This is a genomic window from Mycoplana sp. BE70 (assembly GCF_031455855.1).
GTDB lineage: Bacteria > Pseudomonadota > Alphaproteobacteria > Rhizobiales > Rhizobiaceae > Mycoplana.
In genome coordinates this window covers 177,124-190,156 of the sequence record NZ_JAVDTM010000005.1, presented here as the reverse complement: position 1 = coordinate 190,156, position 13,033 = coordinate 177,124, and the positions used below count along the sequence as shown (strand labels likewise).

Genomic DNA, 13,033 nt, shown 5'->3' with positions numbered 1-13,033 from the left:
GCCGCAACGACCGAACGAATGATAATCTTGCATTATCGTTCGTTCTGTTCAGTATAAAGAAATGTCCCGACTCAGCGATCAAAACCCTGAAATTCACGCTAGGCAGCGCGCCGCGCCGCCGCATGGCCAGCCGGCGGCCGAGGCGATGTCGGCGGCCGACGTGCCGGCGCCCCCTCCCCCGCCGGCGCAATTGCAAGAGCTCGCCGACCGCGCCCGCGGCTACGTCGAGGCCGCGAATTCTGCCAACACGCGCCGCGCCTACGCGTCCGACTGGAAGCACTTTGCCGCCTGGTGCCGCCGATCCGGGCTCTCCCCCCTCCCCCCGGATCCGCAGGTCGTCGGCCTCTACATCACTGCCTGCGCCGCTGGCGGCGGTGGTGGCACGACTTCCGGCCCGGCCGGGCGTGGCAGAAGGCCGACCAGCGTTGCGACGATCGAGCGGCGCCTTGCCGCCATCGGCTGGAACTGCACGCAACGCCGCCACAATCTCGATCGCCAGGATCGCGCCATCGCCACTGTGCTCGCCGGCATCCGCAACCGCCATGGCGCCCCGCCGCGCCAGAAGGAGGCGATCCTGCCCGACGAGCTGATCGCCATGCTAGAGACGCTCGACCGCGGCACGCTTCGGGGCTTGCGCGACCGTGCCATGCTGCTGGTCGGTTTTGCCGGCGGCCTGCGCCGCTCGGAAATCGTCGGCCTCGACCTTGGCCGCAGCCAGAGCGACGATGGGCGGGGCTGGATCGAGCTGTTCGACAAGGGCCTGCTCGTGACGCTGCGCGGCAAGACCGGCTGGCGCGAGGTCGAGATCGGCCGCGGCTCGTCGGAGGCCACCTGCCCGGTCGTCGCTGTCGAAACCTGGATCACGTTTGCGAAACTCGCCAAAGGCCCCCTCTTCCGTCGTGTCACCGGCCGGGGCAAGAATGTCGGCGCCGAACGGCTGCACGACCAGGAGGTGGCGCGCCTCGTCAAGAAGACGGCGCTCGCCGCCGGCGTGCGCGGCGACCTTTCCGAGTCTGAACGGGCGCTAAAATTTGCCGGGCATTCGCTGCGCGCCGGCCTCGCCTCCGCCGCTGAGGTGGACGAGCGGCACGTGCAGAAGCAGCTTGGCCATGCGTCGGCCGAGATGACGCGGCGCTACCAGCGCCGCCGCGATCGCTTTCGTGTCAATCTGACGAAGGCAGCCGGTCTTTGAGGCGGGACGCGGATTTCTGATCGCCTTCCGCGCGGCAGCTCTTTGCTCTGCGCATGCCGTTTCGCGGAAATCGGCTCCGACTGTTTGGCAAGCCGCTTTCGGCCGTACCATCATTGCTCGCGAAGCAATTGCGTTAGCGATGTCGAGGTAAGTGTCCACCCAATGGCCAGGGCGATGGGCTGTGACCATCGCCGGCAACCGATCGACCCCCGCACCGGCATGTCGGACGCTTGTCGACCAGAAGGTCTAAGCGCTGGGGCGGGAAGTCGCCTCCCCGCCCCGATCTGATGCTACTTGGCGGAAGCGTAGAACTTCGCCATCTCCGACAGGCGCTTGGCGCGTATCTTTGAGGCCTTGCCGGCGGTGCGGAACGCCTCAAAACGCTCCTTGCAGACCTCAGTCATCAGCGCCGTGGCCGGCTTGAGGTAGTTGCGCGGGTCGAAGTTTTCCTGATTTTCGGTGAAGTTCTTGCGGATCGTGCCGGTCATCGCCAGCCGCAGGTCGGTGTCGATGTTGACCTTGCGCACGCCGAGCGGGATCGCCTTCTGGATCTCCGACACCGGCACGCCCCAGGTCGGCTTCATCTTGCCGCCATAGGCGTTGAACAGGTCCTGCAGGTCCTTCGGGACTGACGAGGATCCGTGCATGACGAGGTGCGTGTTCGGCAGTTTCTTGTTGATCTTGGCAATCGTCTCGATCGACAGGATCTCGCCGTCTGGCTCGCGGGTGAACTTGTAGGCGCCGTGGCTGGTGCCGATGGCGACGGCCAGCGCGTCGACGCCGGTCTTTGAGACGAAGTCGAGCGCCTGGTCCGGATCGGTCAAAAGTTCCTCGCGCGACAGCTTGCCTTCAAAGCCGTGACCGTCTTCCTTGTCGCCCGCGCCGGTCTCGAGATTGCCGAGACAGCCGAGCTCGCCCTCGACCGATACGCCGGCCGCATGCGCGATCTTCACGACTTCCGCCGTGACGTCGACATTGTACTCGTAGCTTGCCACTGTCTTGCCGTCCGCCATCAGCGAACCGTCCATCATCACCGAGGTGAAGCCGTTGGTGATGGCCGAGATGCAGGTCGAGGGCTGGTCGCCATGGTCGAGATGAAGGCAGATCGGGATATGCGGATACTCTTCCGCCGCGCCCAGGATCAGGTGCCGCAGAAAGGCATCGCCCGCATAGGCGCGCGCGCCGCGGCTCGCCTGCAGGATCACCGGCGAATCCGTGGCGTCGGCCGCGCGCATGACGGCCTGAATGTATTCCAGATTGTTCACGTTGAACGCGGGCAGCGCGTAGTCGTTCTCAGCAGCATGATCGAGCAACTGCCGCATGGTAATCAACGCCATTCCGTTTCTCCCTTTTCGAGTAGCCTTCGTCGACGGCACTAATCACAGATGCGCCGAGCCTGGCAACAGCCCGCGGCGCATGAAAATATCACCAAATCGATTGAAACAGATTCAAATCGATTAGCAATAAATTTCAACATGTTGGTATCCACATAGCGGGTCACGATACCCGCTTGCAACATCGCGGCTAGGAGCGTGTGCGGTCAAATTCCACTGCCTTGGGATAAGACAGAGTTACAGCTGGAACGCTCTGGGAATTTATGCTGCATTTTCAGCGTGCTAGGCTGGGATTGACCGTTCAGCCCTGGGTGTTACGGCTTAATTGCGTCTGCCGCGACCGGCGCAGCGTTTCCCGGGACCTTGAAGTCGGAATGGCCGCATTGGGTCTAGTTCGGCCGCCGGCCGAAAAGCGCAAGGGCGGCTGGATGCGCCGCCCTCGCCCGCTCTTGTTGGTTAGGTCCGATCCCGCTCGAAGCGAGCCATCAGCGCCGGCAACTCCGCCGCCAGCCACTCGGCAAGCCCCGGCGACCGTCGATCGTCGATCGCAAACCGCGTCACGGTCCCGGCCCGTTCGATTACGACGGCGTCCTGCCCTGCCTCGTCCTTGATCGCGCTTTTGGTAGACGCGGGCTTCTCCTTTGCCTCCAACAGTGAAAGCAGCATGGCAAAGCGCGCGTCGCTGTCGGCGCTCAGCCACTTGTCGGAGGACATCAGGCCGTTTGCCGCCGACGAGCGCCCGGCCGGCAATTTGCGCTCAGAGAAATGTGCTGCAAGCTTTTCCCACTTCGGCCGTCCGGTCTTCGGCGCCGGCCCGATCTTGCGCACGATCTCGGGCGCCAGCGTGGCGGCTAGCGATGTGAGGATCGAGATGTAGGCGAGCCCCTTGTCCTCGCTGCGGCCGAGGGCGGCGGCAATCGTCTGCCGGTCGAAGCTGCGTTCTTTCAATTCCTGGGCGAACAACGCCTGCTCGATGAAGGAGAGATCCTTGCGCTCGCTGTTCTCCTTGCCCTGGGCGATGACAAGCGCGTCATCGGAGAGGTCGCGCACGATCGCCTTGATCGGCCGGTTCAGCGTGCTCGCTGCGCGCCAGCGGCGATGACCATAGGCGATCTGGTAGTGGCCGGTCCGGTCCGGGTGCGGACGAACGAGGATCGGCACCTGCTGCCCGTGCTCGCGCAGGCTGCGGACCAGTTCATCGAGGCTGGGATCGGCCTGCTCGTCCATGCGGTCGCGCACGAAGGAGGGTGAGAGCTGTTCCGGCGCAATCTCGATCACGGCCTCGGAACCTGCGATCTGCTCGCGCAACCGTACATTCTCGTCCTCGATCGCCGAGAAGGAATCCTGCATCGAACGCACCGCGCCGGAGGAGACGCGGCGGCCCGATTGCGAAAGCGGCGAGGGGGCGACGGCGGCAGCAAGCTCTTCCGGATTGATGCCGCCAAACATGGCCTTCATTCTCTTGGAGCGGTCACTGGCGTTGTTCATTTGCGTCCCCAGACGATCTTGATGTGGCGGAAAATCTCAGCGTTGACCGCATCGACGGATTCGAGCGCCCGGTTGAGCGTGTCGCGGCCGACACTGCCCCGGGTCATCTCGTAGAGGCTTTTCTTCTCCAGCCCCGCGCTGGCAATGGCCGTGGTGTCGACCACGGATGCGGCCAGCACGTCCTCGCCGAACAAGGATCGCAGCAGCGCAACGACGTTCACCTGCGGCACGTCGTGCGGATTGTGGCGCGTCAGCACGTAGCGAATGAAGTCATGCTCCAACACGCCGCCGGCATCCTCGATGACGCCGAGCAGGTCGCTCGTCATGGCAAGGAACTGGTTCATTGAGGCCACGTCGAGCATGGCCGGATGGACCGTGATCAGCAGGCCGGTCGCCGCATAGAGCGCGCCGAGCGTCAGGTATCCGAGCTGGGGCGGGGCATCGATCAGCACGACGTCGTAATCGTCCTCGACCTCGCCAAGCACCGTTTTCAGGCGGCGGAAGAACATGCCATCGCCGCGCGACAGGCCCTTGGCGATCGCCTGTGGCGTCTCGTGCTCGTATTCCATCAGCTCGAGATTGCCCGGCACGATGTCGACGCCGTCGAAATAGGTCTTGCGGATGACCGCGGACAGCGGAAGGCGCTCGTTGTCGTCGTAGCGGATCGCCGCATAGAGCGTCTGGTTGGCGTCGACGTCGAATTCGGGCTGATAGCCGAACATGGTGGACAGCGACGCCTGCGGATCGAGGTCGATCGCCAGCACGCGCAGGCCCTGGAGCGCCAGATAATGTGCCAGGTGCACGGTCGTCGTCGTCTTGGCCGAGCCGCCCTTGAAGTTGGCGATCGCCAGCACCTGCAGCTTGTCGCCCGGGCGGCGGCGCGGCAGGAAATCGAGCGCGTCTGCCGGGCGGCGATTGGCCAGATAGGTGCGGATCTCGTTGATTTGCGCCAGCGTGTAGACGCGCCGGCCATTGTCCTGCCGATCGGGGACCACGGCTGCGCCATCGAGCGACATCTGCCGCAGCGTCGACTCGGCGACGCCGAGAAGTGCCGCCGCATCCTTCGACGAGAAGGTCTTCAGCGACTTCATCGCTTCCGGCGGGTACATCTGCTGGCGAAGGTTCTGCAACTGGGCCGACAGCAGCTGCGAATGGCGCATGATCCGGTCGGCAGAGGAGGGAAGGTCCTGGGGGCGTCTGAGTGTATTGTCCATGATGTCCGACGGTTAGTGGAGGAAAAGCGGAAAAAATCCGTCGCGACTGTTTTTCAACTGATTTGCGTGCTTGGTCAAACCCTTTATCGTTAACAAGAGGTTAACGCCCACAGCCGCGTGCCTCCGTGCTGCGCCGCAATTCCGACGACACCGCTCTCTCGCTGTAGGAAGGAATGGGGAGGGGAGGGGATAACGCGCCACGCCGAAGTATTCGCGGCTTAAAAATTTACCGTTTGTGAATGGAAACGGAGGAAGACCCCGGCTCCAGCCTCAATCGACCGCGGAAAACCCGATTCTGGCGGGCTGATGCGGCTGCGACCTCGCAATTGAATGCAATAACAAAAGAATTGAAAATACCGTGCGCCAACCTGCACCACCTCTCCAGTCCGCAGATGGACCCCACCCTTCGAAACCCCACACCGGACACAGCCTTGCACATTCCTTGAATCATGACCGGGCCTCGGCCGGGCATGATGATGCGTTTTGGATCGATGCGGTCGATGCCGTCCTTATCGTTGCCGTCACCGATCCCGATGGCACGATCCTCTATGCCAATCAGAAATTCTGTGACATCAGCGGATACACCCAGCAGGAATTGATTGGCGCGAACCACCGCCTGCTCAACTCCGGCGCCCATGACAGGCCGTTTTTTGGAGAGATGTTCCGCACCATCCGGAATGGGCAGACTTGGCGAGGAGAGATCTGCAACAAAGCCAAGAACGGCTCATTGTATTGGGTGGCGACGACAATTATTCCTCGGCTCGATGTCGATGGCAAAGTGACACACTATGTCGCCTGCCGCTTTGATATCACCGCGCAAAAACACGCCCAGCATCGTCTGGCAGAAGCGGCCAGCCTCGATCCCCTTACCGGTCTTTTGAACCGCTTCGCGCTCCAAAAGGCGCTTGCGCATGAGATCATGCAGGCTTCCAACGTGTCCGGCCAAGCCGCTGTCGCGATGTCAGACGTGGACAACTTCAAGGATATCAATGATATATACGGTCATCAGACGGGTGACGCGCTCCTGAAAATCATCGCCGGCCGCATAAGGCAGGCGGTGAGACCGACCGACATCGTTGCTCGATTCGGTGGCGACGAATTTGTGATCGTTCTCAAGTCGATTTCCGGCGAAGGTGAACTCCGGGACGTGTTGGACAATGTCCAGCGGACTATCCAGCTGCCGCTCGATCTTGACATCGCCAAGACGATCGTTTGCGCAAGCATTGGGATTGCGCGCTTCCCGCGCGATGGCAGCAATTCGACCGACCTGATCAAGAACGCTGACATCGCCCTTTACAGTGCAAAAAGACTTGGCCGCAATCGCTATGAGTTCTTCCAGGAAGGGCTCGAAATCGCCACGACCCGGCGGCTGACGCTTCAGGAACAAGCGCGCAACGGTCTGGCGAACGGCGAGTTCCTGCTCCACTATCAACCGATCGTTTCCCTGTCGACCGGGGCCCCGGAAAGCATGGAGGCGCTGTTGCGCTGGCAGCACCCCGAGCACGGCCTTGTTGCGCCTGGCCGCTTCATGGAGGTCTTTGACGATCATCGCATCACCGCTTCGATCGGCAGCTTCGTTCGCCAGGCGGTTGTCGCGCAAGCGGCCGAATGGCAGAGACGCGGAGTTCCGTTCGGCAAGATCGCCATCAACACGACGGCCGCGGATTTCGCGAGACCCGGATACACGGAACGCCTGTTGGAAGATTTGCGCGTCCGCGGGCTTGGCGCGGACACGATTGCGATCGAGGTGACCGAGGGCATGTTCCTCGGCAAGCAGGCCGTTCGGGTGCGGGAAGAAATAGACCGGCTTCATCACGCCGGTTTTGAGATCGCCTTTGATGATTTCGGTACCGGCTATGCCTCGCTCACGCATTTGAAGGAATTGCCGCTCGACCGCATCAAGATCGATCGCAGCTTCATAACGGGCCTGGTGGTGGACGAAAGCGATCGAAAAATCGTGCGGGGCATCATCGATCTCGCCCACAGTCTCGGCCTTATCGTCACCGCGGAAGGTATCGAGAGCGAAGAGCAGATGGCACTGCTCAAAGAGATGGGCTGCGATCGGATTCAGGGCTACCTGATCTCAAGGCCGCTGGCAGTCGCAGCCGTACCGGCCGCGTACCAGTCAACAATGTTGCGAAGAATGCTTCAGCAGGATCGTCCGCTTAAGACAACGGAGGCGAACGTATTTGCTGCGTCATTTAACGCCTGAAATGAAAGGTATCGTGAAAACGGAATCGGCGCTTCCTTGAAGGTATCCGACGTCGGTTTTCCGCCGCGCGCTGTCGGTCGAAAGGGCTCGATCGTCCCGTTAACCTGACGGCGCAAGGCTCTCCTTGCCAGGTGCCGCCCATAGCTAGATCGACCAGGGGATGGGCGATGTCCGGCCGCAAGCGGAGAGTCGGTTAGCCCCGATGCCGTCGCCGCCGATAGGCCCTGACTGACGCTACTTCGAGCTGGCTCGTCCTCGTTCAGACCTTGGCGACATGGCGCTCTCCATTGCGCCAAGGCCTGCTTCCAGCTGTTTCAATCCGCCCGCACCGAGCACAGCGACAAGTTCGCGCTCATAGGCGTGCGCCAAAACCACCATCTCCCGATAGATCCGAGTTCCAAGGGCGGTCAGCTCCAGATGCTCGACGCGCCGGTCGTTCTCATCGAGGCTCCGCTTCAGCCAGCGGCGGTCCTCCAGCGCCTTCACCGCGCGGGAAACCTTCGTCTTGTGCATCGTCGAGTTCGCGCCAATCGCGGTCGCCGTCATCCGTCCGTAGGAGCCGAGGGCGGCGAGCGCCCGCCATTCCGGGCGGGTCATGTCGTAGCGCGCCTTGTATTGCGCGGCAAAGCGCAGGCTGACCATCTCTGCCGCCCGGTTCAGCCGATAGGGCAGGAACGCGTCGAGGTCGAAATCCTCGTCGCCTGCGCCATATTTCGACATATCGCCATTGGAACTCCGGTTCATAGGTCCGCCTTGATAGTTACAAAATAGACAGTTACGAATGTAACCAATTCCTGCGATATGGCAGTTTTGCAGAGGAGGTGCAAGCATGCTGGAGAAGACCGACAAGACGGTCGCCGGAGGCACGACCACGTCCAACAGCGTCAACTACATGCCGGGCTTCGGCAATGACTTCGAAACGGAAGCGCTCCCGGGTGCCTTGCCGCAGGGCCAGAACAGCCCGCAGAAGTGCAACTACGGTCTTTATGCCGAGCAGCTTTCGGGCTCACCGTTTACCGCGCCACGCGGCACCAACGAGCGCTCCTGGCTCTACCGCATCCGTCCGAGCGTCCGTCACACCAAGCGTTTTGCCCATGCGAGCTATCCCTATTGGAAGTCGGCACCCTGCCTGGACGACCATTCGCTGCCGCTCGGGCAATTGCGCTGGAACCCACTTCCAGCCCCGACGGAGGCGCTGACCTTCCTTGAAGGCATCCGCACCATGACGGCCGCCGGTGACGTCATGACACAGGTCGGCATGGCCGCTCATGCCTACACCTTTAACGCCGACATGGTGGACGACTACTTCTTCAACGCCGACGGCGAACTGCTGGTCGTTCCGCAAATCGGGGCGCTGCGGGTCTTCACCGAAATGGGCATCATGGATGTCGAGCCGCTGGAGATCTGCCTGATCCCGCGCGGCATGATGTTCAAGGTCTCGCGACTGGGAGAAGGGGAGGCGTGGCGCGGTTATATCTGCGAGAACTACGGCGCCAAGTTCACCATGCCCGACCGCGGTCCGATCGGCGCCAACTGCCTGGCCAACCCGCGAGACTTCAAGACGCCGGTTGCTGCCTTCGAGGACAAGGAGACGCCCTGCCGGGTGCATGTGAAGTGGTGCGGCAAGTTCTACGTCACCGAGATCGGCCATTCGCCGCTCGACGTCGTCGCCTGGCACGGCAACTACGCGCCGTTCAAATACGACCTCAGAACCTTCTCGCCGGTCGGCGCCATCCTGTTCGATCACCCCGACCCGTCGATCTTCACGGTGCTGACGGCGCCGTCGGGCGAGGAGGGGACGGCGAACGTCGACTTCGTCATCTTCCCGCCGCGCTGGCTGGTCGCCGAGCACACCTTCCGCCCGCCCTGGTACCACCGCAACATCATGAGCGAGTTCATGGGGCTGATTCACGGCCAGTACGACGCCAAGGAGGAGGGGTTCGTACCCGGCGGCATGAGCCTGCACAACATGATGCTGCCGCACGGCCCGGACGCCATGGGGTTCGAGAAGGCCTCGAACACGGAACTGAGGCCCGTCAAGCTCGACAACACCATGGCCTTCATGTTCGAGACCCGCTTTCCCCAGCAACTGACGAAGTTCGCCGCCGAACTGGAGACACTACAGGACAACTACATCGACTGCTGGGACGGGCTGGAGCGCAGGTTCGACGGCACGCCGGGCCTCAAGTGATGGCGAAAACGTACCTTTCCGTCACCCCGGACTTGATCCGGGGTCCAGCAGTGCCACGTCGGCGGAGCGAAAGACTCTATTGCGCTCTAGGACTTGAGCGTGCTGGATGCCGGATCAAGTCCGGCATGACGGGGGAGGGGAGGGCAACCGCATTCTCGAAGACTGCTACTGTAAACGTGTTGTCACCAACAAGTCCCTCAGCCGCCCGCCTGCCAGGTCTTCACCACCTCCAGCGGCCAGACGAGCATGAGGATGTTCAGCGCCAGGCCGTCGCGGATCAGGTAGATCGTCAGCGTCTCGAAGAAGATGATGATCGCCACACTCGTCCAGACCGGCAAGCGTGCGGCGAGGAAGAAGCCGAGCACCATGGCGGCGATGTCGGCGGCGGAATTGATGATGCTGTCGCCATAATAATCGAGCGAGATCGTCGCCTCGCGGTAACGGTTGATGATAAGATCGGTGTTTTCAAGGATCTCCCAACCGCATTCGACGACAAGCGCCAGCGCCAGGCGGGTGACGATGCTCGCCTTCGGAAACAGCCAGGTAAACAGCGCGTAGAACAGGATGCCATGGATGATATGGCTCGGCGTGTACCAGTCGGACAGGTGCTGCGAGTTCTCCGACGAGACGACAACGCCGTGCCACAGCTTCACGTAGCCGCACTTGCAGATCCAGATGCGCCCCATCAGGTGCAGGATTACAGCTGTAACGGCGATGGCGGCTGCGGCAACGCCAAGCGATTTCGGCAGGGTGCGGTTCACGCGGATGACTTCCTTGGCAGGGTGCGGGCGCACCGAAGGGGAGGGACGGGTCGCGGCGAAGATGCCATACTGGTGCGGGAAAACACAAGATCGGGGAGAGAGCATGAAACTCGCCACACTCAAGGATAGCACCCGCGACGGCAAGCTGGTGGTCGTTTCGAGGGATCTGACGCGCTGCTCGGAGGTGGGCCATATTGCCCGCACGCTGCAGGCGGCCCTCGACGACTGGGCCCATGCCGGACCGCGGCTTGCCCGCGTCGCCGAAGGTATCGAGACCGGCTCACAGCCGGCCATGCGCTTCCACGAGCACGAGGCGGCTTCGCCGCTGCCGCGCGCCTACCAGTGGGCCGACGGCTCGGCCTACGTCAACCACGTCGAACTGGTGCGCAAGGCTCGCAACGCCGAGATGCCGGCGAGCTTCTGGACGGATCCGCTGATGTATCAGGGTGGCTCCGACAGCTTCCTCGGGCCGCGCGATCCGATCGTCATGGCCGACGAGGCCTACGGTATCGACATGGAGGGCGAGGTCGCCGTCATCGTCGACGACGTTCGGATGGGCGCCAGCGTCGAAGAGGCAAGGCGCGCGATCAAGCTCGTCATGCTCGTCAACGACGTGTCGCTGCGCGGGCTGATCCCGGCCGAGCTCGCCAAGGGCTTTGGCTTCTTCCAGTCGAAGCCATCGTCGGCCTTCTCGCCGGTGGCCGTGACCCCGGACGAGCTGGGTGACGCCTGGGACGGCGGCAAGCTGCATCTGCCGCTGCTCGTCTCTCTGAACGGCAAGCCCTTCGGCCGCGCCAATGTCGGGATCGACATGACCTTCGACTTCGGCCAGCTGGTCGCGCATGCGGCCAAGACCCGGCCGCTCGTCGCCGGCTCGATCATTGGCTCCGGCACGGTCTCCAACAAGCTCGACGGTGGTCCCGGCAAACCGATCGCGGAAGGTGGCGCCGGCTATTCCTGCATTGCTGAGATCCGCACCATCGAGACAATAGAGACGGGCGCGCCGAAGACGCCCTTCATGAAGTTCGGCGACACGGTGCGCATCGAGATGAAGGACGAGGCCGGGCACTCGATCTTCGGCGCGATCGAGCAGACGGTGAAGCACTCCGAAAGGACTTGAGGTCCGCGGCTGTGCCGGACGACACGGGCGTGGGGTGTGGGACCTGGGAAGGATGCCGGGCGGAGTACGGCCGGGCGCTGAAGCAAGCGCTCGGCGCCGGCTCGACAAAGGAAGGGCGCCGATGAGTGAAACCATTCTCTACGACTACTGGCGCTCCTCGGCCAGCTATCGCGTGCGCATTGCACTGAACATGCTCGGCCTCGACTATCGCACCGTGCTGGTCAACCTGCTGGAAGGTGCGCACAAGCTGCCGGAACACCTGATCCGCAATCCGCAGGGCCTGGTGCCGGCACTCGAAATCGATGGGCGGATGATAACGCAATCACTGTCCATCATCGAGTATCTTGCCGAAACGCGCCAAGCTGCCGGACTTCTTCCTGCCGACCCGCCGGGTCGCCAGCGCGTCCGTGCGTTGTCATATGCCGTTGCCATGGACATCCACCCGATCTGCAACCTCGGAGTCGTCGGCCATGTGATGGAACTCACCCGCGGCGGTGACGCGGTGCGCTCGGCCTGGATGAAGAAGTTCATCGGCGAAGGGCTTGCAGCGGTAGAGAAGATGCTGGACGACCCGCAGTCTGGTCACTACTGCCACGGCGATGCGCCGACGATGGCCGACCTCTGTCTTGTGCCGCAGCTATACAATGCCGGGCGCTGGGGCGTCGACATCACCGGCCTCGCCCGCATCCGCCGCATCGCTGACGCCTGTTCGCGCCTTCCGGCGTTCATGGCGGCGCATCCGGACACGGTGAAGCCTGCGGAGTAATCGGATGTGCGCATGATAATCGCCGCGCCGAATAGACGGGTGTCCCCGACCGTCATCAACAGAGTGGGGCTGAGTGAGCCAAAATTTTTCCTGGTGTCATCGCCAGGGTGTGGCAGACCCTTCCCTTACTCGTGTATTTCGCAAGTTAGCTATCGCTGCGCAGCGATCTGCCCCTCAGCGGGGGCGCGACAGATTGTCCTTCGGCACAAAATACCGGATACACGACCAATGAGCGAACCGAACCATCTGCCAATCCCGACTGTTGCCGACGACCGTCTGCTGCCGCGCAACACCCGGCGGTCCTTGCCGATCGCGTTGCTGCGGGCACGTGAGGCGGTGATGAGCCATTTCCGGCCGATGCTGGCCAAGCTTGACGTGACGGAGCAGCAATGGCGCGTGATCCGCGTTCTGGCCGAAGCCGGCACGCTCGACGCGTCGGACGTGGCAGAAAAAGCGTTCATCCTGGCGCCAAGCCTTACCCGCATGATCAAGTCGCTCGAGGAGCGAGGCTACATCACGAAGCACAAGGACAAGGGGGACGGGCGCCGCGTCCTTCTGCAGATCGAACCGGCCGGGCTGGAGCTAATCAACACCGTGGCGCCGGACAGCCGAGCGATCTATGACAACATCGAAGCCCGCTACGGCCGCGAACGGGTCGAGCATCTGATCGATCTGCTCAACGAACTGGCGACGGTAAACGACGACGACAACCGATAGGCACGAGCAAAGCCACTGGCGTTGGCTTTGCCGACGGT

11 protein-coding genes are annotated in these 13,033 nt (G+C 62.6%); 6 read left to right on the top strand and 5 right to left on the bottom strand.

The features are described from left to right. The first annotated feature begins 61 nt into the window (after positions 1–61). The gene (locus J2Y48_RS11235) at positions 62–1,192 is read left to right on the top strand and encodes a tyrosine-type recombinase/integrase (RefSeq protein WP_310417272.1); all 1,131 of its coding nucleotides are present in this window, start codon (positions 62–64) and stop codon (positions 1,190–1,192) included. 290 nt (positions 1,193–1,482) lie between these two features. On the opposite strand, the gene fba is transcribed toward J2Y48_RS11235, so the two are convergent. The 3 genes from fba to repA form a co-directional block, all read right to left on the bottom strand. Then, positions 1,483–2,529, bottom strand: coding sequence for a class II fructose-bisphosphate aldolase (gene fba / locus J2Y48_RS11230; RefSeq protein WP_310417269.1), 1,047 nt, complete (start codon positions 2,527–2,529; stop codon positions 1,483–1,485). A gap of 453 nt (positions 2,530–2,982) precedes the next feature. Beyond that, positions 2,983–4,014 carry a plasmid partitioning protein RepB gene (gene repB / locus J2Y48_RS11225; protein WP_310417267.1) on the bottom strand — a complete coding sequence of 344 codons (1,032 nt, stop codon included), beginning with the start codon at positions 4,012–4,014 and terminating at the stop codon, positions 2,983–2,985. Further along, positions 4,011–5,228, bottom strand: coding sequence for a plasmid partitioning protein RepA (gene repA / locus J2Y48_RS11220; RefSeq protein ID WP_310417264.1), 1,218 nt, complete (start codon positions 5,226–5,228; stop codon positions 4,011–4,013). Before repA ends, repB begins: the two co-directional genes overlap by 4 nt. Before the next feature lie 442 nt (positions 5,229–5,670). On the opposite strand from repA, the gene J2Y48_RS11215 reads away from it, so the two are divergent. Further along, positions 5,671–7,440, top strand: a complete 1,770-nt coding sequence (locus tag J2Y48_RS11215; protein WP_310417261.1) for an EAL domain-containing protein — start codon at positions 5,671–5,673, stop codon at positions 7,438–7,440. Between the two features lie 234 nt (positions 7,441–7,674). On the opposite strand, the gene J2Y48_RS11210 is transcribed toward J2Y48_RS11215, so the two are convergent. Next, a complete protein-coding gene (locus J2Y48_RS11210; protein ID WP_310417259.1) occupies positions 7,675–8,184 on the bottom strand; it encodes a MarR family transcriptional regulator in 510 nt (169 codons plus the stop codon). Between the two features lie 85 nt (positions 8,185–8,269). On the opposite strand from J2Y48_RS11210, the gene hmgA reads away from it, so the two are divergent. Continuing rightward, a complete protein-coding gene (gene hmgA / locus J2Y48_RS11205; protein ID WP_310417256.1) occupies positions 8,270–9,631 on the top strand; it encodes a homogentisate 1,2-dioxygenase in 1,362 nt (453 codons plus the stop codon). A gap of 197 nt (positions 9,632–9,828) precedes the next feature. Here the strand turns inward: hmgA and J2Y48_RS11200 are convergent, their stop codons facing one another. Continuing rightward, positions 9,829–10,398: a DUF2585 domain-containing protein gene (locus J2Y48_RS11200; protein WP_405030215.1), complete on the bottom strand. Its 570-nt coding sequence runs from the start codon at positions 10,396–10,398 to the stop codon at positions 9,829–9,831. Between the two features lie 97 nt (positions 10,399–10,495). On the opposite strand from J2Y48_RS11200, the gene J2Y48_RS11195 reads away from it, so the two are divergent. From J2Y48_RS11195 to hpaR, 3 genes are all read left to right on the top strand, one after another. Continuing rightward, positions 10,496–11,512, top strand: coding sequence for a fumarylacetoacetate hydrolase family protein (locus J2Y48_RS11195; RefSeq protein WP_310417248.1), 1,017 nt, complete (start codon positions 10,496–10,498; stop codon positions 11,510–11,512). Positions 11,513–11,633: 121 nt separating this feature from the next. Continuing rightward, positions 11,634–12,278, top strand: a complete 645-nt coding sequence (gene maiA / locus J2Y48_RS11190; protein ID WP_310417245.1) for a maleylacetoacetate isomerase — start codon at positions 11,634–11,636, stop codon at positions 12,276–12,278. Positions 12,279–12,506: 228 nt separating this feature from the next. Further along, positions 12,507–12,995: a homoprotocatechuate degradation operon regulator HpaR gene (gene hpaR / locus J2Y48_RS11185; protein WP_310417242.1), complete on the top strand. Its 489-nt coding sequence runs from the start codon at positions 12,507–12,509 to the stop codon at positions 12,993–12,995. Positions 12,996–13,033: the final 38 nt, after the last annotated feature.